This is a genomic window from Sulfurimonas sp. NWX79 (assembly GCF_039667035.1).
Classification (GTDB): Bacteria; Campylobacterota; Campylobacteria; order Campylobacterales; family Sulfurimonadaceae; genus Sulfurimonas; species Sulfurimonas indica.
This window is the reverse complement of sequence record NZ_JALCZL010000026.1, coordinates 1-26,025: the sequence shown is the minus strand read 5'-3', so window position 1 is coordinate 26,025 and position 26,025 is coordinate 1. Positions and strand designations below refer to the sequence as shown.

Here is a 26,025-nt window from a genome sequence, read left to right as displayed (position 1 = left end):
AGGTACAAACTCCTCTAAATCAAACTCTATCTTTTTTCCTTGTAATTCCATTTCTATGATCCTTTTTCTTTTTTATAATCATAGTTGATTTGGAATTTACAGAAATTATTTTACACTACCTAAAGTAAAACTGCAAAATGAAAAACTCTATAATCTGTTTTACTATGACAAACTCACTTCAATGCCAAATAAAAACTCTTTTGGTTTGGAGCTTGTTAAAAGTTTGGTTTCAAGTGAGCTCCAGGGAGATATAAAAGTTTCTTTTGACAAAGGTACAAAATATATTATAAGATTTTAGAGTTTACCATCTTCTAAACTCAATTTAGCTAAAATTGCGTCAATATTTTAAATCAAGGCTTGAAATGAAAAAAAGAGCGTTAGTTAGTGTAAGCGATAAAACTGGTGTGGTTGATTTTTGTAAATCACTTGTAAAAAACGGATATGAGATAATCTCAACAGGCGGGACATACAAACTCTTGCGTGAGAGTGGTGTTGATGCCATTGAAATTGATGAAGTAACAAAGTTTCCTGAGTGTTTTGAGGGGCGTGTAAAGACACTCAACCCTTATGTCCACGGAGGTATTTTACATCGTCGTGACAAGCAGTCCCACTTGGATCAGGCAAAAGAGCTTGGCGTTGAGGCCATAGACCTTGTATGTGTCAATCTTTACCCGTTTAAAGCGACTATTGAACGTACAGATGATTTTGATGACATCATTGAGAACATCGACATCGGTGGACCGGCAATGGTTCGTTCAGCTGCAAAGAACTTTGACTCGGTTATCATTGTTACAAATGTTGAAGATTATGCAGAAGTTATCGATGCGATAGAGAATGAGAAAAATACAAGAGAGTTCCGTCGTGGCTATATGATAAAAGCATACGAACATACTGCCGCATATGATTCCATGATAGCTAATTATATGAATGAGCGTTTTAACGGTGGTTTTGGCGAGAAACAGTTTATCGTCGGAGAGAAGGTGATGGATACCCGTTATGGTGAAAACCCACACCAAAAAGGTGCACTTTATGAGTTTGACAAGCACTTTAGCAACAACTTTAAAACACTCAAAGGCGAAGCGAGTTTTAACAATCTAAACGACCTAAACGGCGCTATCAAGATTGCAGCGGCTTTTGGAGATGACAACGCTGTGTGTATTACAAAACATGGAAACCCTTGTGGTTTTGCTATTCGCGACAATTTGGTAGATGCTTATACAGAAGCACTCAAGTGTGATCCTGTTTCTGCATTTGGTGGTGTTGTAGCTGTTAATGGTGTGGTCAACAAAGAGCTTGCAGAGAAAATGAATGAGATTTTCTTGGAAGTTGTGATTGCTGGACGTATCACTGAAGAAGCGCAAGAGGTATTTGCGCTCAAGAAGCGTATCAAACTTTTTGAGATGGGTAGTGATAAACTTGTGCTTGCAAATGATACAAAAGACTTTAAACACATTGATGGCGGATTTGTATTCCAAGATGCTGACAGAGTTAATGATGATGAAGTTAAAAATGCAAAACTTGTTTCTAAAAATCGTGCCAGCGAAGCTGAAATGAAAGACCTTGAGATTGCATATAAAGTGGCTTCTCTTACAAAATCTAACTGTGTAGTTTATGTCAAAGATGCTGCAATGGTAGCTGTTGGTATGGGTATGACATCTCGCGTTGATGCTGCACAGTGTGCGCTCAAAAAAGCAAAAGAGATGGGTCTTGATGTAACAGGTGCTGCACTTGCATCTGAAGCATTTTTTCCATTCCGTGATTCTATTGATGCAGCAGCTGCAGCAGGGGTTAAAAATGTTATTGAACCTGGTGGGTCAATTCGTGATGATGAGGTTATTGCCGCTGCTGATGAGCATGGTATGAGCCTATACTTCTCAGAAGTTCGCCACTTCCTTCATTAAAAATTAAAATAGTAACGCATTTACTGCGTTACTTCCTTCGTCATGCACAATAGTGCACTTCCTCGTTATGCTCCTTGTAACTGCATTACTCTTTTCATTTTTAAAATATTGTTTATTTTTTGTATAAGAATTAATTTGTCTAAACTTGATTGACACAGACTCAACTCTTATGATATAATTTCGCTAATAAAAAATTTAACAATTATTGGTAAGGACTAGAAAATGGCAAAATCATTATATGAAACATTGGAAGTATCAGAAAATGCGAGTGAATCTGAGATTAAAAAAGCGTATAGAAAATTAGCGAGAAAATATCATCCTGACATCTGTAAAGAAGCAGATTGTGAAGAGAAATTTAAAGAGATAAATGCAGCGTATGAGATACTGAGCGACAAAGAGAAAAAAGAGCAGTATGATATGTATGGAGACTCTATGTTTGGAGGGCAGAACTTCCATGACTTCTCACGCAGCCAGGGTGGCAATGTCGATCTGGATGAGATACTGCGTCAAATGTTCTCTGGTGGCGGAGGATTTGGCGGCTTTGGCGGTGGCGGTCGTCAATCATACAGCAGCGGAGGCTTTGGCGGATTTGGCGGAGCTGGAGGTTTTCATCAAGAACCAAACCTTGACATCGAAGCAAAGGTGACGATTCCGTTTAATGTAGCCATCCTTGGTGGAACGCACTCAGTTTCAGTCAATGGTGAGCGTTTTGATATTAAGATCCCTGCTGGTGTCAAAACAGGAGAAAAGCTCCGTGTAAGAGGAAAAGGGCATGCACAAAACGGTCGTTCTGGAGATTTGCTCTTAAAGATAACAGTAGCACCGTCACCGGATTATGAGCGTGAGGGAGATGATCTGGTCAAAACCATAGATGTGCCACTCTATGCAGCTCTCTTTGGTGATAAAATTGCAGTACAGACACTTGAGAAAGAGATAAAACTCAAAATCCCGCAAAACACAAAAAATGGACAGCGCTTCCGTGTGAAAGAGATGGGTGCAATGAACAGAAAAACAAAACAGAGAGGTGATTTGTACTTAAAAGCAAATATTATCAATCCAAAAGTAGAAGATTTGGACAATGATTTGGTAGAATTGATGAAAGAAAAACTACCAAAGACAATTTAAGCAGGAGGTAAACGATGCATCATTATGACGAACCGGTCTATTTAATCAGTATAGTCTCGAAGATACTAGATATCCATCCACAAACTTTGCGTCAGTATGAGAGAGAGAATCTCATCACACCTTCTCGTTCAAATGGACGTATACGACTCTATTCACAGCGTGATATAGATAGAATTAAACTTATTTTACGCCTTACTCGTGAGCTTGGTGTAAATCTTGCAGGTGTTGATATTATTTTACGTCTAAAAGAGAATGTAGATAAGATGGAGCGAGAGATTGCTGACTTGCGTCATGAGGTGGAAGTTGCGAAAAATGCTCGTTCAGTCTCTCCTGATAAAGCACTTGTAACAAAGAAAAGTATCTATGAGATGATTATTTTTGAGGGAGACTAGAGCCCCTCTTTTAATCTCTCAACCACAACACCTACATCTTTAAGCTTTTTCTCCAAAGAGTCATATCCACGGTCAAGATGGTAGATACGATGAACGTTTGTTTCTCCTTGGGCAATAAGGGCTGCTAAAACAAGAGCACTTGATGCTCTGAGATCTGTTGCCATAACATCCGTTGCACTTAAATCACACTTTCCATTGATAGTAGCAGTATGTCCACTGAGTGAGATATCTGCTCCCATACGCTGCAGTTCACTCACATGCATAAATCTATTCTCAAAAAGACGCTCTTCTATGATAGATACTCCATTTGCCTGTGTGGCAAGTGCCATAAACTGTGCTTGCATATCTGTTGGAAAAGCAGGGTACTCCTGTGTAACAATTTTAACAGGTTTGATCTCTTTGTTTGGGTGGATTGTGATAGTGTCTTTTGTGAGTGTAAGCTCAAACCCCATCTCTTCAAATTTTGCGATAACCGCACCAAGATGATTCGGTTCTACATCCGTAAGTGTGAGTTTTGAACCAGTAATTGCTCCTGCACAAAGATATGTTCCTGCTTCGATTCTATCTGGAATAATGCTGAATTCTTTGATATCTAAAAGCTCTCCGGCAGTTCCATGTACTTTGAGCACTGCTGTACCGATTCCCTCAATTTTTACACCACTTGCATTGAGCACTTCACAGAGTTGGACTACCTCTGGCTCACGTGCAGCATTGATAATAGTCGTCTCACCCTCTGCAAGTGCTGCGGCCATAACAATATTGGCTGTTCCTGTCACCGTGATTTTATCAAAGATAATTTCACAGCCTTTGAGTCCTTTTGGTGCTCGCGCTTCAATATAACCTGCTTTGATTGATATCTCTGCACCCATCTGCTCGAGTGCTTTGAGGTGCAGATCGATTGGGCGCTGTCCTATGGCACAGCCTCCTGGAAGTGATACCTCACAGTGTCCAAAACGTGCTAGAATCGGACCTAAAACAAGGATGGAAGCACGCATTGTTTTTACAATGTCATATGTTGCTTTTGTTTCGTTCATCGAAGCAGTGTCCACCACGACTTTATCATCATGAAAATCACAAGATGCTCCAAGATTTGTGAGAAGTTTAAGAAGTGTCTTTATATCTGCAACATCTGGTAGATTTTTAATGATAACGCTGTTACGAGCCAAGATTGTCATTGCAATAAGCGGTAGCGATGCATTTTTTGCACCAGAGATTTTTATTGTTCCATTGAGGGCAGATTTGCCTTTGATTTTTAAGTAGTCCATATTTCTCTTTATTTTTGTTTCTCTAAAAAATTGCGTTATTATATCTTAAATTTGCTATACTACTGTTAATAATTAAGTAGGAAATAAGATGGGTTCGGCACTTGAGCGGCTAAAAAAAATAACAAATAAAATATCTTCGTATGAGCTGGCAAGAAAAGAGAATATAGCAGAGCTAAAAGAACTTTATAAAGAGATAGGTATCGATAAAAAAGTAGAGCATTTTGAAGAGCTTTTTGATTTTAAAGCTATCAATCTCTCAGGTGTTTCACTCCAAGAAGAGAATCTGGGTGAGATAAAAGAGGGAAAGTACCTGCAGGTTTTAGCAATATCGTACGATAAAGATGCAGCTGTAAAGAGTAAAAATGTTTCCTTGGCATACTTTGGAAGAGTCGAGAGTGTTGATGGAGTATTAAAAGAGAAGGTTGTGGAGTTTGTAATCAGGTACCGTTTTGAGAAGAGTTTTATCAACCTGGAACATTATCACGCTATGCTTGGAAATTTTAAAAACAAAGATGTCTAGGTTTTATTTTTTATTATGGGTTTCCTGGGCAGTTCGAGTAGTATTGTGCAGCCTTTTTCTAGCAGCATCTTTTGCACTTCTTTTGACACTCTTTATCTACATGAAACAGGGCTTCCCTCCTGTAGATGAAGAGATAATGGACGCACTTTTTGATGTTTGGAAGTTTTGGTTCGCCATTGCTTTAAATATGGCTGTTTTAATCGCACTTTTTCGAAGTGTGAAGTATCTTTTTAACCATCCTCACGCAGGGTATGTATTAAAGCTCAAAAAGTGTTTCAAAGAAGATAGTCATGAATACCTCGAAGTAATCGGTTATGGAGATTTGGTTAAAGTATGGCGGAAATGGTTTATGCTGCTCATTTGGCTTGTCGGGAGTTTAATGGTGCTTGCACTGCTGTTTACATATATCTTTAGCTTTTATGAGAGCCTTTTTGACTGGTTTAATATTTATGTTCTGTACGCTTTTATATTACTTGCAGGATATCTCTCTTTTATATTTTTAGGCAGTCGTTGCAAAAGTGTTAGGATCGTGAAGTGCTGATATTTTTAGATATTGAAACGACGGGATATGAAAAAGAAGATAAAATCTGCTCTTTAGGAGTGCTCTCTTTTGAAAATGAATCTTGTGTGAGCTCTTTGTATGAGCTTGTAAATGAAGGCAAAAAGATACCCCCAAAGGCTTCAGTCCTGCATAATATCACCAATGAGATGATTCAAGAGAAACCTGTGTTGCGTGAGAGTGAGATTTATAAGTATCTCCAAGCGCACAACAAAGAAGAAAACACACTAATCGTACATAATGCCGGTTTTGTTTTTCCCTATCTTGAAGATGCCGGTTTAAAATGGCATGGTAAAATTATAGATACACAAAAAGTTTTAAAGCATCATATCCCAGAGTGTGAATTTTTCAGTTTGGAATTTATACGCTATGAGTTAAAACTCTACAGAAAAGAAGAGCAGTATAAACAATTATGTGGAATTAAAGATGCTTTACTACCACATCATGCATTGAGTGATGCTCTTGTTATCAAGTTGCTTTTTGACTATCTTTTAGAAGAGTTAAGCCAAGGAGTGATGCAAGAGCTCAGTTTTAAAAATGTATTGCTTGAGAAGTTTCCTTTTGGAAAGTATGCCGGCAGGTATATTGAAGAGATAGCTATGAATGACAGAAGTTATCTGCTGTGGATGCTCTCTTTAGAGAGTTTGGATGATGATTTAGCGTACTCTTTGGAGTACTATTTACAAGGATAGAGATGAGAGTTGCTGTTGAGTGTCAATCACCGTTGTTACAAAAATCGTTAGAGCTCTTTTTGTCAAAATATTTGAGTGCTTCAAAGAAGTGTGACATTATTGTCAGAGATGAAGAGTGTTTGGGAGATAGTCGCTGTTTTTACATAGGCAGTGATGCAAATGCAGATCTTGTCAAACCATTTTCCAAGTCACAGCTTATTTTGGCCCTTGAAAAACGTTATGAAGAGCTTTATGGAAGCAGTGAAAAAGCAGAGGATGAAGCTATAAAAGAGGAGTACTTCGAAGAAGATGACTCTATGGACTTCTCAATCTTGGAAAAACGCATAGAGTTCCTGACACAGGAGTATCAGGCAAATATTTTACGAGCGGTAAAAGCATTCTATGAAAAATAATAAACAACTTACCAAAAAGATCATTGCCGGAAAATACAAAGGCAAAACACTAAAACTCCCTTCCAAAACAACGACACGAAGCTCAAAAGCGATTGTTCTGGAATCATTTTTTAATACACTGCAGTTTGATATTGTGGATGCAGTGTTTGTTGAGGTTTTTTCAGGTTCAGGTTCGATTGGTCTTGAAGCACTGAGCCGTGGAGCGAAGCAGATATATTTTATGGAGCGTGACAGAGATGCACTGGGAACGCTGAAAGAAAATATAGCACAAACTGACCCCTCTGCCTGTGAAGTCTTTGGTGGGGACAGTTTTGAAAATATCAACACTATCATAGAGAGACTCAAAAAAGCAAAAACAAAAGCCTATTTTTACATTGACCCGCCATTTAGCATACGCGCGGGGATGGAAGATATCTATGATAAAACTATAGATTTGATAGCATCACTGCCAGTTGAGAATGTTACAATGATTATCATTGAACATATGAGCGGACTTGATATTCCTCAAAAAATAGGCAGCTTTAGCATCAAAAAATCAAAAAAATTTGGAAATACGACACTTACGTACCTTATAGATGAAAATATGGAATAAATATTGCTGAATTCTTGCATAATGCAAGGATTTATTCAATGAAATATTTTTTAGGTTTACTACTATTTTTCGCATCACTTCATGCAACGAAAATCACGGATGTTTCGAACATCGTCGGCGTTCGGGAGAATCAGATTATTGGTTACTCTTTGGTTGTCGGTCTGAAAAAGACAGGAGATGGTACAACCTCAAAATTTACACTTCAATCAATTTCAAACATGTTAAAAGCGATGAATATCGATATGAATCCTATAGATATTAAATCGAAAAATGTTGCAGCAGTTGTGGTAACGGCAACGCTCAAACCTTTTGCAAGACAGGGTGATAAATTTGATGTAACGGTATCTTCCATTGGTGATGCAAAATCTTTAGAAGGTGGAACACTTTTGATGACACCGCTTAAAGGGGTAGATGGCAAGATCTATGCACTGGCACAAGGTCCGCTTAGTATTGGTGGGCTCAACCAAAGAGGTGCCGGAGCAGAAACACATCCAACGACAGGTATAGTCTTTAACGGTGGTTTTGTTGAGCGTGAGATAAATATCGACCTTTTTCATCAGCAGTATGCAACACTCTCCCTTAAAGAGTCTGGTTTTGAAAATGCAGTAGCTGTACAAAAGGCGATAAATGCATACTACAATACACAAGTGGCAGTAGCAATGGACTCACGAAGCATTAAGTTAAAACGCCCGCAAAACCGTTCAATGATTGAGTTTTTGGCAGAAGTGCAAAACATCGATATGAACTATAAACCTAAAAATAAAATCATCATCAATGAAAAAACTGGAACTATCGTTGCTGGGGTAGATATACAACTAAAACCGATTATCCTCACGCATGGGGATATCACGATTAAGATAGTTGAAGAAGATACGCTATCAAAACCAGAAGGTTCGATGGAAGTGGACAAAAACCTGGTAATTGGTATGAATGAGAATGAAATTTATACGAAAAGAGGCACAACTACTGTTGCTAACCTTGTGCGTTCACTTCAAAAACTAGGGGCAACGCCAAAAGATATCATCTCTATTTTAGAGGCGATGAAGAGTGCAGGGAGCATCTCTGCTGAGTTGAAGGTAATATAATGGACTATGGATTAAATGCTTTAAGTGCACAGGCACAATTAGTCACACAAAACAAAGATATCCCAAAGATCAATCCTCAGGCAGAGGATAAGGCACTGCGGGAGCAGACAGATGCTTTTGAAGCGATCATCATCAAAATGCTGATGGACAATGCGATGAAAGATGAGAAAGATCTTTTCTCATCTCAAAATGATCCGGGAGATAAAATATACAAATCGATGTATAGAGATGAGCTCTCAAAAGCAAGTGCGGGGAGTTTTGGTTTTTCACAGATGCTCTATGACTACTTGAGTCAGAGAAATTCGTGAAATAGGTTTAGAAAATCATAATTTTGTCGATATAACAGTATAGAGAAATTTCGCAAGAGATATGAAGGATAAAATATGATTTCAAATATAAGCAGTTCAGCTGTGAGCGGTACTTTTGCAAACAGTTTGAATGAAAACAAAGAGTTAAAACCAAATGCAAAGTTAACTGCATCGGAAGATGGCAGTAAAAACAGAATAGAAAAACTCAAAGAGGCTATCGAGTCAGGTGAATATAAAGTAGATTTATCTGCACTATCAGAGAAGATGGCGGACGAGTTACTTAAGTAAAATAAAATAATTATGGGGGTTTGCGATGCTTTCTCATCACTTACAAAATGCTTTAGAAGATTTAAGAGATCTTATTAAAATTACTGAATCAGATATAGAAGATATAAAAAAAGCAGAGCACAATCCCCAGTTTGACAGACTTTCATTAAAAGAAGAAAAACTGAAAGCTTTTGAGACAAAAAAAGCGATGATAGATTATGAAATCTCCAATCTTATGACATCAAATCCGGATGTAGCACTTCCAGACCTTTTAAGTGCCCAGCAACATCAACTTCTGGATGATTTAAAAGTTGAACTCTCAAAACTTCATGAGGTCAATAAAAAATATGCAAAACTGGTTTTGGTTGTCAGTAACCTATATAACAGCTTTTTAGAGAGACTGGTCCCGACAGAGATGCAAGGATATCAAAAAGTTGCATCAAAAGACTCTGCTATTATGGAAGTGAGAGTATAATATGGCATCAATTTTCAATACATTAAATATCGGTTACAGTGGATTAAATGCTGCACAGGTCGGTATCAATACAACTGGGCATAACATTTCCAATGCCGAAGTAGAAGGCTATACAAGACAGCGTGTTATTACATCAGCTGCAACACCTATCGCTATGCGACCAGGGCAGGTTGGTAACGGTACAGAGATTCAAGACATCAAGCGTGTATTTGATAATTTTGTATTTGACAGATACAACAGTATGTCATCTGATAAAGAGTACAGTGATTTTGAAACGCAGACACTAGAAGAGCTCTCAACATATTTTCCTGAGATTGACGGGGTAGGTGTCAAAGCAGACTTGGCAGAGTATTACAATATGTGGCAAACATTTGCAGATAATCCGGATAATGATGCCATTAAGGTTGCTCTTGCAAAACAGACAGAAACACTCTCTGCACATATAACACAAACTCAGGATCAGGTTTTAAGTCTGCAGATGCAGATTAATGACCAACTTGCAGTAAATATCGAAGAGGTTAACTCTCTTGCAAAACAGCTTGCTGATTTAAATATTGCTATAGATGTTGCAGAATCTGGTGGTATGTACACAGCAAATGATTTACGTGACCAGAGAAATGTAATTGAGCGAAGCCTCTCAAGACTTATAGGTGCGGAAGTAAATCAAGGACAACTAGAGTCCAATATACAGATCGATAGCAACTCAAACACAAGAACAGGAAGTTATACTTTAAGTGTGAATGGATTTAATATTGTCGATGGCAACTCCTATCATCCTTTAAAATTGACAAAAGATGACAATGAGTATGGTTTTTACAGTCTCTACTATGAAAGACAGGATGGTACGCTCATTCCATTTGAAGAGAAAGTGACAAACGGAAGAGTTGGTGCGATTTTTGACTTGCGTGGTGGATCAATCGATACAACAAGTGGTATGCCAACTGATGGTGTATTACAAAAAGTCGTAACGGATTTGGATGCATTCGCGCAGGGTTTGATTGAGAGTACGAACAATCTGTATGCAGAGAGTGCAACGACAAAGATGGAGTCAAATATTTTAACTGATATTGGAGCGACAAGTTCCATTGTTCATTCACCTTTGAATGTAAATCCGGGTACTTTTAATATCATTGTTTATGATATTGACGGTAATGAAGTGGCCACGAGACAAATCAATATCGACCATGCCACATCGATGTCAGGTGCAGCAGGCTCAAACTCCATAGAAGGGCAAATACTTGCCACTGTAGATGATAATGGTGACTCCAATGCCAACAATGATATTGATGATTTTATAACGTTTAATTTTCAGACTGCAGCAAACGGTGAATTGCGTCTAGAGTTGGGATTGGATCCACAGTCTGAATCTATGGGGTACACATTCGCCATCAAAGATGAACTGCCAGACGGTAAATTTTCATCTGGCAGTAATTTTGCAGGAGCACTGGGACTTGGAAGATTTTTTGATGGAGATAGTGCACGTAATATCAAACTCAATTCAGAGTTGAGCGATAATCCGACAAAAATTCATGCAGGTTTCTCTTCTGCAGCAGGTGATAACAGAGTTGCACTCAATATGGTACAGCAACAGTTTGAGTCATATAAATTCCAAGTTGGTAATGAAGAGTATGATACCACCATGTATGGTATGTTTGATATCACTGCAACCTATGTAGGTACTGCTACAAATGCAGCAATAACAAGAAATGAAACAGTGACGACACAGTTTAACTCAACAGAGATGGAGTATTTTTCTGTTTCAAAAGTAAGTATCGATGAAGAGATGACAAATCTCATAAAATATCAAACATCTTATGGTGCAGCTGCAAAGATTATTACAACAGTTGACCAGATGATGCAGACACTTCTTGGAATCAAGCAGTAAAGTGTTCCCAAAAGTCAGTGTAGTTTTACTTTTTAGTATCTTTTTCTTCGCTTTCTTTGGCTCTTTTCTCTATACAACAAGTCCCTACACACTTGATAGTCATGCTATTTTAGTCGGACCTTCATCAATGCATCTTTTAGGTACAGACAGACTTGGACGTGATATCTTAGCACGTTTGATTGAGGGTGGAAAAGTATCCTTGATTATAGGTGTTGGAAGTGCACTCATAGCCTCTTTTATAGGACTGATTCTGGGCTCAATTGCCGGATATTATCGAGGAGTTGTTGATAAGTCATTTATCATCATTGTTGATCTGTTTTTAACCTTTCCTACTTTCTTTTTACTTTTAGCCCTTGTTTCTTATGTCAATGCTTCGACATTTGTGCTCATTATTATCATCTCAGTTACCGGATGGATGACAACAGCACGTTTGATTCGTTCTGAGAGTTTTAAAATCACTTCGCAGCCATACATTAAGATACTTAACATCGCAAAAGTTAAAAAAAGCAAGATACTTTTAAAATATTATGCACCGATTTTAGCCCCGATTTTCTTTGTCAGTTTTACTTTTGGTGTTGGGGGTGCTATACTTGCAGAATCAGGTTTGAGTTTCTTAGGCTTAGGTATTGTTGCACCGCAGATGAGTTGGGGTACGATTCTCAGTGGTGGAAAAGATGTCATAGAGATTGCATGGTGGGTAAGCTTTTTCCCGGGTCTTTTGATATTCTTAGTGACTTTTTCTCTGATAAATATCTCAAACTACCTGCAGCAGTTAACAAACCAAAAAGAGATAGGCTCTTAAAGGAGAAGATATGCCAAAGAGGCAATTAGGTTATTTTTTTATTGTAACAGCCAGCGTGATTATTGTCTTGGCAGGGGTAAAGTTTGCTGCAAGTATCATTGTTCCTTTTTTACTTTCACTCTTTATTGCTATCATTCTCTCCCCATTATATAATTTTTTTAAATCAAAAGGTTTGCCAGATATTCTCTCAATTGTTATTGTTATGAGCATTTTTCTGCTTTTACTGGCTTTTATCGCAAAGCTTATAGGAACATCCGTTCATGATTTTAGTGCGAATATCGATCACTATTCATCGAAACTCATTATCTATTATCAGTTTTTATCAAAGTTTGCAGGAAATTTTGGAGTTGAGATACCTGTCAGTGAGATAAAAACAATGTTTGATTCCAAACAGATTATGCATTTTTTCACATCTATTATTGAAGGGCTTGGTTCAATATTTACCAATGGCTTTGTAGTGATTCTAACTGTTGTTTTTATGCTGTTGGAATCAAAGCATTTTACGGACAAGATTCGCTTTGCAGATGGTGATAGAGAGACGATAGAACATATCAATCAAATTTTTACACAGATAAAAAGTTATATGGTTATCAAAGCGTTAATCTCACTACTCACCGGTTTTATTGTTTGGTTGTTTCTTACGTTCATTGGCACAGACTACGCTTTTTTATGGGGAGTATTGGCATTTTTATTTAACTTTATCCCAAACATCGGTTCCATCATCGCAGCAGTGCCGGCAGTACTTATTACTTTGGTACAGCTTGGAGGTTTGAGTGCTTTGATTGTGACTGTTTTTTATGTTGTTATCAATATTACTATAGGCTCTATCTTAGAGCCAAAAGTGATGGGAAAAGGGCTAGGTCTCTCAACACTGGTGGTCTTTTTATCTTTGATATTTTGGGGATGGCTTTTAGGCATTGTGGGAATGCTTCTCTCTATTCCACTTACTATCATGGCAAAAATCATCTTTGCAGCCAATGAAAATACAAAATGGCTTGCCGTACTTCTGGGAAGCGGGGAAAATCTAGCAGTAGAGACAAAATAGTATATCTATTTTTGCCGTTTTCTTTCACTGTTTGTAGCAGGTATTAAAAATTCCAAAGTACCTAGCTTTTTAATGACAATCTCTCCCTTATCTAAGAGTCTTTCTAATCTTTGCTTACTTGCATCATCAAAGAGTAGTGTAATATCTTCTTGCGTGAGAGGACGTTTGTCTAGAGTATTAAGTATCTCTTCTTCATTGTAGCTGGCATGGTTTGCTTCTGCATGTTGGCGTGAGGCTATGTGGATAGGTAGAGAGCTTGCAAACATATGAGAGAGCTCATGAAGCTCTTTATAGCTGATTCCCATTACAGGATAAGCCGGTGGTCTGTCTATCGTTCCAAGGTCTATTCTTGAAGCATTTATAGATAGGAGAACATTGTTGAGTTTTTCTACTTCTTCTTTTGTATCATTGAGCCCGTGAACGAAGAGTATCTCTATAAAGAGTTTGCCTCTGTACTCTTTTGAAAAAGCTTGTACTTTCTTTACAATATCTTCTATCTTAATACTTGCATGTGGTCTGTCTATCTTTTTAAAGACTTCAGGTGTTACAGCATCTAAAGAGAGCTTGACCTGGTCGAGTTTTAGAAGTGATTTGTAAACTTTTTCATCGATGAGTGTTGCAGAGTTTGTCAGTATAAGTGTTTGGGTATCACCTTTTATTGCATCTATTGCATTGATAAGTTCATCAAGATAAGGGTAGAGTGTTGGTTCTCCATTAGCAGTGAGTGTTATAACATTTATCTTTTCATCGAGATGTTTTTGAAGTTCGTTGATGATTTCAGAGACGCTTACTGTCTCTTTTTGGCTTGCAACTGTTGCAGCAGGTGCAAGCTCACAGTAAAGACAGTCAAAATTACACTGTTTGTGTGAGGGAGAGAGGTCAATCCCAAGACTCATTCCAAAACGGCGTGAGTTTATGGGACCGAAGATTATCTTATTTTTTTCCACTGACTCTGTGACACTCGTCAATGAAATGTTTTGCATTCTCTACTGGAACATCAGGAAGTATTCCGTGACCGAGATTAAAGATATGACGTTTGCCTTGCATTGTCTCTTGGATAACTTCCACACACTGTGTAGTTGCCTCTTTTGAATAGAGTCGGCATGGTTCCATATTGCCTTGAAGAACGTACTTATCCCCTAAACGCTCTTTAGCAAATGCCATAGGTGTTGACCAGTCCACACCAAATACATCAAAGTTACCATAGACTTTATCTAAAAATGCAGGAATCCCTTTAGGGAACATGATAACAGGGATGTGTGGATACTTCTCTTTTAAATACTCTGCAATCTCTACCATGTATTTCCATGAGAATTCATCATATTTTCCAGGCTCAATTGCCGCTGCCCATGAGTCAAATATCTGGACAACATCGATGCCGGCTTGGATCTGTTTTTCCATATAGAGTTTAACAACATCAGTCACTTTTCTGAGTATCTTATGAAGCAGTTCCGGGTTTGAATACATCATCTTTTTACAGATGTTATATGTTTTCGTTCCTTGTCCTTCAATCATATATGTTGCAAGTGTCCATGGCGCACCTGTAAAGCCTATGAGTGCTTTATCATCTGCAAGGCGTTCTTTAATGAGTTTGATAGTATCATAAACATATGTCAGTTTGCTTGCAGCCTCTTCACCACCGATAAGTCTATTAAGATCATCCTCACTGGTAATCGGGTCAGCGAATTTAGGGCCTTCACCTTTTACGAAAGAGAGATCCATTCCCATTTCATCTGGAATAACCAGAATATCGCTAAACAAAATTGCCGCATCAACATCCAAGATATCAACAGGTTGGAGTGTTACTTCACAAGCCATTTCAGGGTTGTGGCAAAGATTTAAAAAGTCACCCGCTTTTGCACGTACTTCCATATACTCTGGCAGATAACGGCCAGCTTGTCTCATCATCCATACCGGAGTGTATGGTGTCTCTTTACCAAAACATGCATCTACAAATATTTTTCCCATTATTTTCCCTTAATGTTTGTGTCCAACTTTACTTAAAAAGTATAAACCGACAGCAACAGCTGTAATTGAAAGTGCCAGATAGAGTAGCTCGAGTGGAGTATTGTAACTAGCAAGTCCGACTTTTTTGAAAAAACCAACAACTAAAACCATTACGATTACTTTGGATATTTTGTCTTTGAGTTGGTCTAGTGAGTGAATGGAGAGGATTTTATTTTCTCGCTCCTCATCCTCACGTGCAGCATCAATGTCTGAAATAAAAAGCTCATAAAGACCAAATGAGAACAGCAACATTACAACACCGATAAGATAGAGATCCACAGCTCCAATGATACCACCAACTACAAGCTCATGAAAATGTTCAGGGTGATGATGGTTTACGTAGGTATTTAAAACAAGTTTGAGCGTGTCATAGATATCAAATGATGCTACGATGAAAAGTATTACAGCACCAACAAGACCGAAAATAACAGCCATAAGAACCATAAAGCGTGAGCCCCACAGTCCTCCCTCAAAGATTCTCTCTAACATTTTAACCTTCCATTTCTACCCATTTTTGGGCAATTCTTACTGCATTTGTTGCAGCGCCGACACGAAGATTGTCTGCGACGACAAACATATGAAGTATATTGTTGGCATAGACATCTTCACGGATACGTCCAACATAAGTCTCATTCTTATCAACACAATCTTTTGGCATAGGGTAGAGTGCTTGTGATGGATCATCAACGACAACAATATTTGGCGCTTGAGATAAAATCTCACGAGCCTCATTTGCACTCACTTCAGAATCAAAAGTTAGTGTCAGCGCTTCAGAGTGTCCACGAAGAACTGGTACGCGTACACAAGTTGCACTTAGAGCTATCTCTTTATGCATGATTTTTGTTGTCTCATTGACCATCTTCATCTCTTCTTTTGTGAAACCGTTTTCCAGAAACACATCAATTTGAGGAATGACATTGAGTGCAATCTGCTGGTTAAATGCTTTAACTTCTGCTTCATCAAGTTTAAATGCAAAGAATGCCTGCATTTGATGGACAAGCTCTTCCATAGCAGATTTACCGGCACCACTTGTTGCCTGATATGTTGCAACATCAACACGAACAAGGTCATATGCATCATCAAGAGGTTTGAGTGCTTGGACCATCTGAATAGTTGAACAGTTAGGGTTTGCAATAATTCCTGTCTCACGCCATTTAGCTATATCTTCAGGATTGACTTCCGGCACAACCAAAGGTACATCTTCTTGCATTCTAAAGTGAGAAGTATTGTCAATAACAACTGCTCCAGCTTTTACAGCAGCAGGTGCAAATTCCGCACTGACACTACCACCGGCAGAGAAAATTGCAATCTCTACATCTTCCTGCTCAAAGATATCATTTGTAAGTTCAAGTATTGTTAACTCTTCACCGTTAAAGTCTATTTTTTTCCCGGCACTGCGTGAGGATGCTAACGGAACTAACTTGTTTAAAGGGAAGTCTATCTCTTCTAAAATTCTAAGGACCTCTTCTCCAACTGCTCCATTTGCACCGACAACTGCTACATTATAGTTTTTCAATTTTTTCTCCTATGCTTATTTTCTAATATCTAAATAGAGTTCATCTTTTTGAATCTCTTGATCTTCACTCAGTATTACAGCTCGCTCAACTACAGAAATGAGCTCTCGTATGTTTCCGGGCCAGTTGTAATCAAGCAGTTCGCTTTGTGCCTCTTTTGAAAAGCTTTTTTCTTCAAAGCCATACTTTTTACAGTTTTCTTTGCATACAGCCTCTGCAATCTGCAGTATCTCATCACGTCTCTCACGCAGAGGCGGGATCGAGAGCGGAATAGTATTGAGCCGATAGTACAAATCTTCTCGAAACTCACCATTTTTTATCTTCTCATGAAGATTTGCATTTGTTGCTGAGATAACACGAATGTCTATCTTAATTGCTTTAGATGAGCCAAGACGTCGTATCTCTTTTTCCTGTAGTGCTCGCAGCAGTTTTGCCTGAACACCATAAGGCATCTCACCTATCTCATCTAAAAAGAGCGTTCCTCCGTTAGCAAGCTCGAATTGTCCGGCTTTAGCTTCTGTTGCATCGGTAAAAGCACCTTTTTCAAAGCCAAAGAGCTCACTCTCTATAAGATTGTCAGGCAATGCTGCCATGTTGATAGCGACAAAAGGCTTCTTTGTACGGGGTGAATTTTTATGGATATACGAGGCAAATACCTCTTTTCCTACACCACTCTCTCCAAGAAGCAGTATGCTTGCATCTGTCTTACTTGCTTTTTGAGCAATAGTGAGAGCCTGTTGTAGTGCTTCTGATGAACCAAGAAACTCATCTGTACTTTTGTTACTCTGCTTCTTTGCACTCTTTTTTACTTTTTGGACTTTTTCTTCTCTTTGAATTGCTGCAATTAGTGCATCAATGTCAAAGGGTTTGAGTAAAAAATCTTTCACACCAAGCTGAATAGATTCTATGGCTCGAGTAAGTGTTGCATTACCGGTCATGATGATGACTTCAAAACGCCCGTTTAACTCTTTTACAAATTCAATACCATCCATCTTTGGCATATTGATATCTGTAATGACCAAATCAAAACTCTCATCAAGCTTTTTAAGGGCATCTACGGCATTTTTAAATGTCACAACCTCAAACTCTTTATAATCACCCATAGCAATCTCAAGAGATTTTCTCATATTAATATCATCTTCGACTATGGCAATCTTCACAAAAAGTCCTATTACTCAGCTATTTTAAAGGGGCAATTTTAACAGAATTATCATTAAAATCGACTTTGAAACATTTTGAGGGTAGTGTGAGTATTGTAGATGAGTCATTTACACCATTGAGTGTCTCTTCACGATGCTTGACACTCAGACCTATTTTATAAAGAAACTCTATAAATTCATCTTGATTGGCAAGTAGGATTTCTTTTAAATTTTCTGATTTTTGAGGGTCTAAGATTAAAGTGTCATAGGGTTTGCCTGTACACTTTTTCATCGCTTTTGAAATATAAAGTGTCTCATTGTAAAGAGTTGCATTTTTAACGGAGTATCTATAGGAGATGATGTATTCATCCGCAAAAATTGCAGATGAATAGAGTAGTAGGAAGATTATTGAGGAAATTGAGCGCGTGAAAGAGTAATCTCCATCTCTACTTCGCATAATCCCTCTTTAAAAGTCGTTTCAACGATATTTGCATTTCTCACCATTGCTTGAACGGATGTTCTAACAGTTGAACGTTTTACCATCATGTTTTTGATGAGATCTTGACCATCGATACGAACACCTTTTACTTTTTCAGCGATAAGTCTGTAAGCATCAGCAACAGCTGCACGTTTAGCAAGCGCATAAGCCTGTGCAGGTGAAGAAGTGTTTACCGGTGCCACCCCTTGACCTACAACACTGATAAGAAGGTCATGCTGTACATCAAGAACATCTTCTTTTTTAGGAACAGGTTTCTCTTCTACTTTTGGTTTTGCAATCTCAATAGGCTTTGAAATTTCAACAGGATTGATAACTTCTACTTTTTGTACCTCTGCTGGTTTACTGCAGCTTCCTGTTGGGCATACTACAGTTACATTTGAAGGAGTTACATTTGAAGGTGCTGGAGCTACTTGTGTTACTGTCGCATCTTCTTTTTTATCAGCTGCAAATGATGCAACACTTAGAAGTGCTGCTAATACTAAAGAGTATTTCATTGAATATCCTTGGTCTGGAGTGTGATACTCCCTTTTTTATTGTTAATTTTTAAGCAACTACTATTCCAACTCTAGTGTTGTTGGCTCGTCTGGTGTCTCATCCTCATCTTTTTCTTCTTTAGGACAACGAGAAATACTTACTACTTCATCACCTTTTACTATGTAAACACCAGAAGTGTTACGGCTTGATTTTGAGATGGTCTGCATATCAACGCGTATCATTTTTCCGGCTTTTGTAAGAGCCATCATATCCATTGTCTCATCTACCATTAGACAACCTACGATATGTTTACCAGTTTTAGGAGTCATTTTCATAGCAATTACACCGCTTCCTCCACGATTAGTTAGACGATACTCGCCAGCATCCGTACGTTTACCGATACCTTTTTCTGCAACGATTAATATCTCTTGCTCATCATTTGCTATGATGTTCGCATCAACGACTTCATCACCTGCATGTTTAAATTTGATACCACGTACACCACGAGTTGAACGACCTTGTTCACGTGTTTTTTCTATCTCAAACTTGATACACTGTGCAAGTTTTGTAACGATAAAGAGGTATTTGATTGACTGGTCTGCTATTTTTGCAGTGATAAGTTCATCATTCTCATCTAAAACGATAGCTCTTACACCATTACTTCTGATATTACTGAATTCACTTAAGTTTGTACGTTTGACAACACCATTTTTCGTAAAGAAGACAAGTGATTTCTCTTCACTAAAGTCAGTGGTAGGAATGATAGACTGGATCTTCTCATCAGCTACAAGATTGATGAGATTGACAACTGCTTTACCTTTTGCAGTTCTGCTTCCTTCTGGAATCTTGTAGACTTTTAACCAGTGAAGCTGTCCACGGTCTGTTACAAAGAGGAGAGTATCGTGTGTGTTACATGTAAAGAAGCTCTCAATAAAGTCATCTTCATAAGTGGTAACAGCAGTTTTTCCTTTCCCGCCACGTTTTTGTTTCTCATATGATGCAAGTGGCACACGTTTAATATAACCACGGTGTGTAATCGTTACAACCATAGGCTCATTTGGAATTAAGTCTTCGATATCAATATCATCATAATCATCTTCGATATCTGTTCTTCTTGGAGTAGTATACGTTTCAAGTACTTCATCAAACTCTTCACCGATAATTCCATGAAGTACCTCTTCACTTTTAAGGATTGATTCGAGATACTCAATGAGCTTCATTAATTCTGTAAGTTCATTTTCGATTTTTTCTATCTCTAAACCAGTTAGACGTCCAAGTCTCATAGCAACAATGCTTGCTGCTTGAATCTCGGAAAAGTCAAATTCACTTACAAGATTCTCTCTTGCAGCATCTTCATTCGTTGAAGCTTTGATAACACGGATAACATCATCAATGATATCGATCGCTTTTTTGAGACCCTCTAAAATGTGAGCACGTGCTTTTGCTTTTTCAAGGTCAAAAATTGTACGACGAATAATGATAGTTTTACGGTGGTTGATAAAATGTTTTAGGATATCAATCAGACCAAAGATTCTTGGCTCTTGATTTAATATAGATAGCATAATGATACCAAAGGTGACTTGCATAGCAGTCTGTTTAAAGAGGTTGTTTAGAACTATCTCACTCATTGCATCACGTTTAAGCTCAATGACTACACGCATACCATCACGGTCTGATTCATCACGGATTTCGCTTACACCTTCGATGAGTTTGTCTTTAACAAGGTTTGCTACATTCTCAATTAAACGAGCTTTATTTACCTGATAAGGAAGCTCATCAATAACGATGACCTCTTTTTTTGCTTTTTGTTCTATGTGTGTTTTTGCACGAACCTTGATACGCCCACGACCTGTCTCATACGCATCCATAATCCCTTTTTTACCAAAGATGATACCACCTGTTGGAAAGTCCGGTGCTTTAATATGTTCCATCAAATCTACCAAAGAGGCATCAGGGTCTGCAAGAAGTACTTTAAGACCATTCATAATCTCAGCAGGATTATGTGGGGGGATATTTGTTGCCATACCAACAGCAATACCACTTGAACCATTGATAAGAAGGTTTGGTACACGTGTCGGCATAACATCCGGTTCTTTGGTTGTAGCATCATAGTTGTCAATCATATTGACAGTATTTTTCTCTAAGTCTTTTAAAAGCTCACCAGCATACTTCGTCATACGTGCTTCTGTATAACGCATAGCAGCTGCAGAATCGCCGTCAACTGAACCGAAGTTTCCTTGTCCGTCAACAAGCTCCATTCTCATAGAGAAATCCTGTGCCATACGAACAAGTGCATCATAAACTGCAGTATCACCATGTGGGTGGTACTGACCAATAACATCACCAACTATACGTGCTGACTTCTTATACTTTGCACCGTGAGAGAGGTTGAGTTTGTCCATAGCATAAAGAATACGTCTGTGAACAGGTTTAAGCCCATCTCTAACATCAGGTAAAGCACGCCCAACAATAACACTCATTGAGTAGTCAAGGTAAGAGTTTTGAAGAGTCTCTTCTATATTAATAGTCTGTATATCATCGTTATTTAGCAAATCGCTCATTAAAACACCCTAGTATTTAAAAATAAAATTTATGCATAATATCTTATTAACCCTTAAGAAAATGTTTAAATGCATATTTTGAGAAAATTATACATAATTGTGATAAACAGAAGTTGCTTAAAAATTAATCAACATAATAATAATTTATCTGAACTTTTGTGTCATACTCCGTTTCGAAAAATATAAAATAAAAGGATTCACATGAAGAAATGGTTAATAGCATTACTACTTGCTTTACCAACATTTGTATTTGCTGAAGATACATTAGATACAGGGGATACTGCATGGATGATGATGTCTACTGCATTAGTATTACTTATGACACCGGCTGGACTTGCACTTTTCTATGCAGGTATGACAAGAAGTAAAAATGTTCTCAATACTTACGCTATGGTTTTTGGAGCATTTGTAATTGCATTTATTGTATGGATCGTTGCAGGTTATTCAATCGCATTTGGTACAGCTGAGTCTGCTGCTGTTCAAAACATTATTGGTGGATTTGGTAATGTTATGTTAGATGGTATTAAATGGACAGACTTAAGTGGAACGTATCCTATTTATGTATTTGTTGCATTCCAAGGTACATTTGCTGCTATTACTGTTGCTATTGCATCTGGATCTGTTATTGAGCGTATTAAGTTCTCTACTTGGTTGGTTTTCGTAGCTATCTGGGGACTTGTAGTATATGCTCCTATTGCTCACATGGTATGGGGAGGCGATGGTGCACTTCTTTTTGATGCCGGTGCTTTAGACTTCGCTGGTGGTACTGTTGTACATATGAATGGTGGTTTAGCTGGTTTAGTACTTGCAATCCTTGTTGGGAAACGTGCTGGTTATCCAAAATCTGCAATGAAACCGGCTACTGTTCTTTTAACTGCACTTGGTGCGGCTCTTTTATGGTTTGGTTGGTATGGATTTAATGCAGGATCTGCATTTGGTGCAAACGCAATCGCTGGTGTAGCTCTTCTTACTACTACTATTGCTGCTGCTGCAGCAGCTATTACATGGATGCTTGCTGAGTGGTTTGTTTACAAAAAACCAACTCTTTTAGGAATTGCTACTGGTGCGGTTTCTGGTCTTGTTGCTATTACTCCTGCTGCTGGTTTTGTGAGTGTTGGTGGTGCATTTATCGTTGGTATCGTTGGAACACTTTTCGCATTCTGGGGTGTTACAGTACTTAAAAAGAAACTTGGTTATGATGATTCTCTTGATGCATTTGGTGTTCACTTCTTAGCTGGTCTTTTTGGTGCGCTTGCAACTGGTCTTTTAGCACTAAAAGACAATGATTTACTATGGGATGGTCCACTTAAAGAGTCTGGTGACAGAATGGGACAATTCCTGGTTCAAGTTGAATCAGTTGTAGTAGTTGGACTTTTCACACTTATCGGTACAGTTGTAGTTTACTATATCGCAACAGCACTTACAGGTGGAAGCCGTGTTGATGAAGATAGTGAATCTATGGGGCTTGACGAATCAGTTCACGGTGAAAAATATATAAACAACTAATCTCTTTTGAGGTTAGTCTATTGATTTTGTAATCAAATATGGTTACAATTTAGACAACAATTAAACTTTTTGGAGCAATAATAATGAAAAAAGTAGAAGCGGTTATTAAACCATTCAAATTAGAAGATGTAAAAGATGCACTTGCAGAGATCGGTATTGACGGTATGACAGTAAGCGAAGTTAAAGGTTACGGTCGTCAAAAAGGACATAGTGAACTTTATCGTGGTGCTGAGTATGTAGTTGATTTTTTACCAAAAATCAAAATGGAGATGGTTGTTGCTGAAGATATGGTTGAACAAGTTACTGCTACAATCGTAGAAGCTGCAAGAACTGGAAAAATCGGTGATGGTAAAATTTTCGTTAGTGATATTGAAAAAATCATCAGAATCCGTACTGGTGAAACTGACGGAGAAGCTATTTAGTTTCATTCTTTCACATTTGCATATGCATTTTGCATATGCACCTTCTTTAAATCCCCAATTTTATTTTTAACATATAATTATTTTGATAGACTCAGCTTTTAAGTTCAATTTAAAAGGTTTATAATGTCTGAAGCTGATTTTAAATACATCATAGATACATTTTTTGCTCTATTTGCAATGGTACTTATTATTTTTATGGTCCCTGGTTTTGCTATGCTTGAAGCTGGTCTTGTTAGGACAAAAAATGTATCTTCTGTATTAACTGTTAATACTATGATATATGCTGTTGCATCAATGGCGTTTTTACTTGTTGGGTATTCACTCGCATTTGGTTCATGGGAGAACTCGTCTATGAGTATCTGGGCTGCATTTTTGTTCCAGATGGCATTTGTCGGTAAAACGATTAATATTATGAGTGGAGGAGTGAGTGAGCGTGTCAAGATTATTCCATTAATGATTTTTACTATTGTTATGGGTGCTGTACTTTATCCTCTTGTAGTAAATATCTCTTGGGGTACAGATATGATTTCTGGAACGTTCTTTGATATTGATATGTATGACTTGGCAGGGTCAACTGTTATCCACTCAACAGGTGGCTGGGCTCTTTTAGCTGCAATTTTAATCATGGGACCACGTAAGGGGCGCTATAAAGATGGAAAGATAAAAGTAGTTCCTGCATCTAATATTCCACTTGTGGTGCTTGGTGCATTGCTGCTTTGGATAGGCTGGTTTGGATTTAACGGTGGAAGTGTCGGTTCAATTTCTAGTGTTGAGAATGCTGATGCTGTAGCAAAAACTATAATGAATACAAATACAGCAGGACTTGCAGGTGCTATCATAGCCGCTGTCATTATGTATGCAAGATATAAATTGCTTGATATCACGATGATACTCAATGGTGCACTTGGTGGACTTGTTGCAATTACAGCAGGACCAGATCTGTATGATATGTATACACCGATACTCATTGGTGCAATTGGTGGAGCATTGGTTGTATTTGCTGTTCCTATGTTTGATAAACTTGAGCTTGATGATCCTGTTGGAGCACTTTCTGTACACCTTGTCAATGGTATCTGGGGAACTCTGGCTGTAGGAGTTTTTGTTGAAGATATCTCCATTATGGCACAACTTAAAGGGATAGTTGTTATTGGAGTTTTTGCTTTTGTGAGTTCTTATATTGTTATTTTTATCATTAACAAAATTGTACCTTTTAGAGCTGATGATGATGCTCAAGTTGAAGGGCTTGATGTAAATGAAGTAGGTGTTGAGGCATACCCAGAATTTAAACGTGCTATTTAACACAACTGTAACAGAGATTTCGATACTATTTGCCTTATGACAAAACATTCGAAATCTCTGCTTCTCTCGATTTTAATCCACTCTATGCTGTTAGGAGGGATTTTTTATGCATATAATGAAGTATCATCATTTATAGGAGATAAAAAAGAAAAAAGAGTCTGTATTAAGCTAGGCTCTATTCAGAGTATTGCAACACAGACACAAGAGAGCAAAAAAGAAGAAAAAAAAGTAGAGAAAGTAAAAAAAACTGTTAAAAAAACTCCTCAAAAAAAGCCTCCAAAACAAAAAGTAAAAAAGAAACCACTACCTAAAAAAGTCATCCCGCTTCAAAAGAAAAAAGAGGTAATAAAACCACCTCAAGAGATTGAAAAAGTAGAAGAAGAACAGCTTGTAAAAGAAGATGTTATTATTGAACAGGATGAATGTCCTGCACAGCAACAAAAAAGTCAATCAAAAAATAAAATTATAGAAGCACAACAGCAAAACAGACAAATAGAGTCTTCCAAAGATAGATATATGAACAGACATCTCGCAGAGATAGCACAACTCTTACAAGAGAATCTCTACTATCCAAGACGTGCCAGAAAACGTGGCATAGAAGGTAAGGTAGTTGTGAAGTTTACCCTCACGCAAGATGCAGAGGTCATTAACAGTAAGATACTCTCTTCATCAGACGAGATTCTTTCACGTGGTGCATTAAGGACTCTTGAAAACCTCTCAGGAGAATTTCCAAAACCAGATGAAGAGCTGACTTTGACAGTTCCTATCAGCTACTCTTTACATTAGTTGAAAAAGTCAAAAAACTTACTAATCCAATGTTTTTTTGTTTCATCTTTTTTTCTCTTTTTTGTATATATGTTTCGAAGTCATTTTCTCTACGTGTTCACGTTTTCATATTCGCTTGGTTTACCACTAATTCCAGCCCACACAGGCTTGTCTGCAAATAGTGTTGTAGATGAGATCAGTAGTGTTGAAAGTGTAAGTAAACTCAAAGTTTTGTGCATAGTAAAACCTTTGATATTTTTTCACATTATATCATAGCTACAATAAGTATCTTTTAATCAATCAATAGGCTTGAAGTACTCTTTGGCAGAACCACATCCAGGGCATTTCCAATCATCCGGTAGATCTTCCTAAGTTCAAATCATAAATGCAATTTTCTTGAAGAAGCGATAAGAAGTGTAGATACGCATCAACTTGGCCACCCGTACGCATTAACACTTGGCCACTTGAGTGCTAAAAAATATTCTTACGACATTGTAGCATAGGGTGGCCAAATAAATTACTGATTTGCAAGTA

The 26,025-nt window shown here is 37.9% G+C and carries 29 protein-coding genes; 19 read left to right on the top strand and 10 right to left on the bottom strand.

The features are described from left to right. Positions 1–362 precede the first annotated feature (362 nt). The 3 genes from purH to MNY27_RS09535 all read left to right on the top strand — a co-directional run bounded on the left by purH (position 363) and on the right by MNY27_RS09535 (position 3,418). Positions 363–1,901, top strand: a complete 1,539-nt coding sequence (purH, locus tag MNY27_RS09545; RefSeq protein WP_346392211.1) for a bifunctional phosphoribosylaminoimidazolecarboxamide formyltransferase/IMP cyclohydrolase — start codon at positions 363–365, stop codon at positions 1,899–1,901. 222 nt (positions 1,902–2,123) lie between these two features. Beyond that, a complete protein-coding gene (locus tag MNY27_RS09540) occupies positions 2,124–3,026 on the top strand; it encodes a DnaJ C-terminal domain-containing protein (protein WP_346392210.1) in 903 nt (300 codons plus the stop codon). A 14-nt stretch (positions 3,027–3,040) separates the two neighbouring features. Continuing rightward, positions 3,041–3,418, top strand: a complete 378-nt coding sequence (locus MNY27_RS09535; protein WP_152184789.1) for a helix-turn-helix transcriptional regulator — start codon at positions 3,041–3,043, stop codon at positions 3,416–3,418. On the opposite strand, the gene murA is transcribed toward MNY27_RS09535, so the two are convergent. Next, positions 3,415–4,683 carry a UDP-N-acetylglucosamine 1-carboxyvinyltransferase gene (gene murA / locus MNY27_RS09530; protein ID WP_346392209.1) on the bottom strand — a complete coding sequence of 423 codons (1,269 nt, stop codon included), beginning with the start codon at positions 4,681–4,683 and terminating at the stop codon, positions 3,415–3,417. The genes MNY27_RS09535 and murA overlap by 4 nt on opposite strands. A gap of 88 nt (positions 4,684–4,771) precedes the next feature. On the opposite strand from murA, the gene MNY27_RS09525 reads away from it, so the two are divergent. The 12 genes from MNY27_RS09525 (at position 4,772) to MNY27_RS09470 (ending at position 13,305) form a co-directional block, all read left to right on the top strand. Beyond that, positions 4,772–5,203: a hypothetical protein gene (locus tag MNY27_RS09525; protein ID WP_152184791.1), complete on the top strand. Its 432-nt coding sequence runs from the start codon at positions 4,772–4,774 to the stop codon at positions 5,201–5,203. A 43-nt stretch (positions 5,204–5,246) separates the two neighbouring features. Beyond that, positions 5,247–5,744, top strand: coding sequence for a hypothetical protein (locus MNY27_RS09520; RefSeq protein ID WP_346392208.1), 498 nt, complete (start codon positions 5,247–5,249; stop codon positions 5,742–5,744). Continuing rightward, complete coding sequence (locus MNY27_RS09515; RefSeq protein ID WP_346392207.1) at positions 5,738–6,454, top strand: 3'-5' exonuclease; 717 nt, start codon at positions 5,738–5,740, stop codon at positions 6,452–6,454. The genes MNY27_RS09520 and MNY27_RS09515 overlap by 7 nt, the downstream gene beginning before the upstream one ends. 2 nt (positions 6,455–6,456) lie before the next feature. Beyond that, on the top strand, positions 6,457–6,846 hold the full coding sequence (locus tag MNY27_RS09510; RefSeq protein ID WP_346392206.1) for a hypothetical protein: 390 nt from the start codon (positions 6,457–6,459) through the stop codon (positions 6,844–6,846). Beyond that, on the top strand, positions 6,836–7,438 hold the full coding sequence (rsmD, locus tag MNY27_RS09505; protein WP_152184795.1) for a 16S rRNA (guanine(966)-N(2))-methyltransferase RsmD: 603 nt from the start codon (positions 6,836–6,838) through the stop codon (positions 7,436–7,438). The genes MNY27_RS09510 and rsmD overlap by 11 nt, the downstream gene beginning before the upstream one ends. Positions 7,439–7,476: 38 nt before the next feature. Then, a complete protein-coding gene (locus MNY27_RS09500; RefSeq protein ID WP_152184796.1) occupies positions 7,477–8,523 on the top strand; it encodes a flagellar basal body P-ring protein FlgI in 1,047 nt (348 codons plus the stop codon). Continuing rightward, a complete protein-coding gene (locus tag MNY27_RS09495) occupies positions 8,523–8,831 on the top strand; it encodes a rod-binding protein (RefSeq protein WP_152184797.1) in 309 nt (102 codons plus the stop codon). The genes MNY27_RS09500 and MNY27_RS09495 overlap by 1 nt, the downstream gene beginning before the upstream one ends. Positions 8,832–8,906: 75 nt before the next feature. Continuing rightward, on the top strand, positions 8,907–9,119 hold the full coding sequence (locus MNY27_RS09490; RefSeq protein WP_152184798.1) for a flagellar biosynthesis anti-sigma factor FlgM: 213 nt from the start codon (positions 8,907–8,909) through the stop codon (positions 9,117–9,119). A gap of 25 nt (positions 9,120–9,144) precedes the next feature. Further along, the gene (locus tag MNY27_RS09485) at positions 9,145–9,573 is read left to right on the top strand and encodes a hypothetical protein (RefSeq protein ID WP_152184799.1); all 429 of its coding nucleotides are present in this window, start codon (positions 9,145–9,147) and stop codon (positions 9,571–9,573) included. A 1-nt stretch (position 9,574) separates the two neighbouring features. Continuing rightward, a complete protein-coding gene (flgK, locus tag MNY27_RS09480) occupies positions 9,575–11,458 on the top strand; it encodes a flagellar hook-associated protein FlgK (protein ID WP_152184800.1) in 1,884 nt (627 codons plus the stop codon). Next, positions 11,442–12,260 (top strand): ABC transporter permease, encoded by an 819-nt coding sequence (locus MNY27_RS09475; RefSeq protein ID WP_346392205.1) that lies wholly within the window; start codon positions 11,442–11,444, stop codon positions 12,258–12,260. Before flgK ends, MNY27_RS09475 begins: the two co-directional genes overlap by 17 nt. A 10-nt stretch (positions 12,261–12,270) precedes the next feature. After that, entirely contained in the window at positions 12,271–13,305 is a 1,035-nt protein-coding gene (locus tag MNY27_RS09470; RefSeq protein WP_152184802.1) for an AI-2E family transporter, read from the top strand. Positions 13,306–13,310: 5 nt separating this feature from the next. On the opposite strand, the gene MNY27_RS09465 is transcribed toward MNY27_RS09470, so the two are convergent. The 8 genes from MNY27_RS09465 to gyrA are packed head-to-tail and all read right to left on the bottom strand — an operon-like array spanning position 13,311 to position 21,499. Beyond that, entirely contained in the window at positions 13,311–14,201 is an 891-nt protein-coding gene (locus MNY27_RS09465) for a radical SAM protein (RefSeq protein WP_246153866.1), read from the bottom strand. Between the two features lie 37 nt (positions 14,202–14,238). Then, positions 14,239–15,273 (bottom strand): uroporphyrinogen decarboxylase, encoded by a 1,035-nt coding sequence (hemE, locus tag MNY27_RS09460; RefSeq protein ID WP_152184804.1) that lies wholly within the window; start codon positions 15,271–15,273, stop codon positions 14,239–14,241. Between the two features lie 9 nt (positions 15,274–15,282). Then, on the bottom strand, positions 15,283–15,801 hold the full coding sequence (locus tag MNY27_RS09455; RefSeq protein ID WP_152184805.1) for a YqhA family protein: 519 nt from the start codon (positions 15,799–15,801) through the stop codon (positions 15,283–15,285). A 1-nt stretch (position 15,802) separates the two neighbouring features. Further along, positions 15,803–16,828 carry an aspartate-semialdehyde dehydrogenase gene (locus tag MNY27_RS09450; RefSeq protein ID WP_152184806.1) on the bottom strand — a complete coding sequence of 342 codons (1,026 nt, stop codon included), beginning with the start codon at positions 16,826–16,828 and terminating at the stop codon, positions 15,803–15,805. Positions 16,829–16,843: 15 nt separating this feature from the next. Then, complete coding sequence (locus MNY27_RS09445; RefSeq protein WP_152184807.1) at positions 16,844–17,986, bottom strand: sigma-54 dependent transcriptional regulator; 1,143 nt, start codon at positions 17,984–17,986, stop codon at positions 16,844–16,846. A gap of 19 nt (positions 17,987–18,005) precedes the next feature. Further along, positions 18,006–18,422, bottom strand: a complete 417-nt coding sequence (locus MNY27_RS09440) for a hypothetical protein (protein ID WP_188109504.1) — start codon at positions 18,420–18,422, stop codon at positions 18,006–18,008. After that, positions 18,371–18,958, bottom strand: a complete 588-nt coding sequence (locus MNY27_RS09435) for an LPP20 family lipoprotein (protein ID WP_152184808.1) — start codon at positions 18,956–18,958, stop codon at positions 18,371–18,373. Before MNY27_RS09435 ends, MNY27_RS09440 begins: the two co-directional genes overlap by 52 nt. Before the next feature lie 60 nt (positions 18,959–19,018). Beyond that, positions 19,019–21,499 (bottom strand): DNA gyrase subunit A, encoded by a 2,481-nt coding sequence (gene gyrA, locus MNY27_RS09430; RefSeq protein ID WP_152184809.1) that lies wholly within the window; start codon positions 21,497–21,499, stop codon positions 19,019–19,021. Positions 21,500–21,700: 201 nt separating this feature from the next. Between gyrA and MNY27_RS09425 the strand changes: the two genes are divergently transcribed. The 4 genes from MNY27_RS09425 (at position 21,701) to MNY27_RS09410 (ending at position 25,512) form a co-directional block, all read left to right on the top strand. After that, entirely contained in the window at positions 21,701–23,005 is a 1,305-nt protein-coding gene (locus MNY27_RS09425; RefSeq protein WP_152184810.1) for an ammonium transporter, read from the top strand. A gap of 83 nt (positions 23,006–23,088) precedes the next feature. Continuing rightward, a complete protein-coding gene (locus tag MNY27_RS09420) occupies positions 23,089–23,427 on the top strand; it encodes a P-II family nitrogen regulator (RefSeq protein WP_152184811.1) in 339 nt (112 codons plus the stop codon). Positions 23,428–23,550: 123 nt separating this feature from the next. Continuing rightward, positions 23,551–24,726, top strand: coding sequence for an ammonium transporter (locus MNY27_RS09415; protein ID WP_152184812.1), 1,176 nt, complete (start codon positions 23,551–23,553; stop codon positions 24,724–24,726). 36 nt (positions 24,727–24,762) lie between these two features. Further along, positions 24,763–25,512 carry an energy transducer TonB gene (locus MNY27_RS09410; protein WP_188109505.1) on the top strand — a complete coding sequence of 250 codons (750 nt, stop codon included), beginning with the start codon at positions 24,763–24,765 and terminating at the stop codon, positions 25,510–25,512. Between the two features lie 89 nt (positions 25,513–25,601). Here the strand turns inward: MNY27_RS09410 and MNY27_RS09405 are convergent, their stop codons facing one another. Beyond that, positions 25,602–25,730, bottom strand: a complete 129-nt coding sequence (locus MNY27_RS09405; RefSeq protein ID WP_281346807.1) for a hypothetical protein — start codon at positions 25,728–25,730, stop codon at positions 25,602–25,604. Positions 25,731–26,025: the final 295 nt, after the last annotated feature.

Bases quoted from the DNA above. Each gene is read 5' to 3' on its own strand.
- MNY27_RS09535 (WP_152184789.1), top strand. From the start codon at position 3,041: ATGCATCATTATGACGAACCGGTCTATTTAATCAGTATAGTCTCGAAG.
- MNY27_RS09455 (WP_152184805.1), bottom strand. From the start codon at position 15,801: ATGTTAGAGAGAATCTTTGAGGGAGGACTGTGGGGCTCACGCTTTATG.
- MNY27_RS09440 (WP_188109504.1), bottom strand. From the start codon at position 18,422: ATGCGAAGTAGAGATGGAGATTACTCTTTCACGCGCTCAATTTCCTCA.
- MNY27_RS09495 (WP_152184797.1), top strand. From the start codon at position 8,523: ATGGACTATGGATTAAATGCTTTAAGTGCACAGGCACAATTAGTCACA.
- murA (WP_346392209.1), bottom strand. From the start codon at position 4,683: ATGGACTACTTAAAAATCAAAGGCAAATCTGCCCTCAATGGAACAATA.
- rsmD (WP_152184795.1), top strand. From the start codon at position 6,836: ATGAAAAATAATAAACAACTTACCAAAAAGATCATTGCCGGAAAATAC.
- MNY27_RS09435 (WP_152184808.1), bottom strand. From the start codon at position 18,958: ATGAAATACTCTTTAGTATTAGCAGCACTTCTAAGTGTTGCATCATTT.
- MNY27_RS09500 (WP_152184796.1), top strand. From the start codon at position 7,477: ATGAAATATTTTTTAGGTTTACTACTATTTTTCGCATCACTTCATGCA.
- MNY27_RS09470 (WP_152184802.1), top strand. From the start codon at position 12,271: ATGCCAAAGAGGCAATTAGGTTATTTTTTTATTGTAACAGCCAGCGTG.
- MNY27_RS09485 (WP_152184799.1), top strand. From the start codon at position 9,145: ATGCTTTCTCATCACTTACAAAATGCTTTAGAAGATTTAAGAGATCTT.
- hemE (WP_152184804.1), bottom strand. From the start codon at position 15,273: ATGGGAAAAATATTTGTAGATGCATGTTTTGGTAAAGAGACACCATAC.
- MNY27_RS09525 (WP_152184791.1), top strand. From the start codon at position 4,772: ATGGGTTCGGCACTTGAGCGGCTAAAAAAAATAACAAATAAAATATCT.
- flgK (WP_152184800.1), top strand. From the start codon at position 9,575: ATGGCATCAATTTTCAATACATTAAATATCGGTTACAGTGGATTAAAT.
- MNY27_RS09410 (WP_188109505.1), top strand. From the start codon at position 24,763: ATGACAAAACATTCGAAATCTCTGCTTCTCTCGATTTTAATCCACTCT.
- MNY27_RS09465 (WP_246153866.1), bottom strand. From the start codon at position 14,201: ATGAGTCTTGGGATTGACCTCTCTCCCTCACACAAACAGTGTAATTTT.
- MNY27_RS09510 (WP_346392206.1), top strand. From the start codon at position 6,457: ATGAGAGTTGCTGTTGAGTGTCAATCACCGTTGTTACAAAAATCGTTA.
- gyrA (WP_152184809.1), bottom strand. From the start codon at position 21,499: ATGAGCGATTTGCTAAATAACGATGATATACAGACTATTAATATAGAA.
- MNY27_RS09405 (WP_281346807.1), bottom strand. From the start codon at position 25,730: ATGCACAAAACTTTGAGTTTACTTACACTTTCAACACTACTGATCTCA.
- MNY27_RS09415 (WP_152184812.1), top strand. From the start codon at position 23,551: ATGTCTGAAGCTGATTTTAAATACATCATAGATACATTTTTTGCTCTA.
- purH (WP_346392211.1), top strand. From the start codon at position 363: ATGAAAAAAAGAGCGTTAGTTAGTGTAAGCGATAAAACTGGTGTGGTT.
- MNY27_RS09420 (WP_152184811.1), top strand. From the start codon at position 23,089: ATGAAAAAAGTAGAAGCGGTTATTAAACCATTCAAATTAGAAGATGTA.
- MNY27_RS09490 (WP_152184798.1), top strand. From the start codon at position 8,907: ATGATTTCAAATATAAGCAGTTCAGCTGTGAGCGGTACTTTTGCAAAC.
- MNY27_RS09540 (WP_346392210.1), top strand. From the start codon at position 2,124: ATGGCAAAATCATTATATGAAACATTGGAAGTATCAGAAAATGCGAGT.
- MNY27_RS09425 (WP_152184810.1), top strand. From the start codon at position 21,701: ATGAAGAAATGGTTAATAGCATTACTACTTGCTTTACCAACATTTGTA.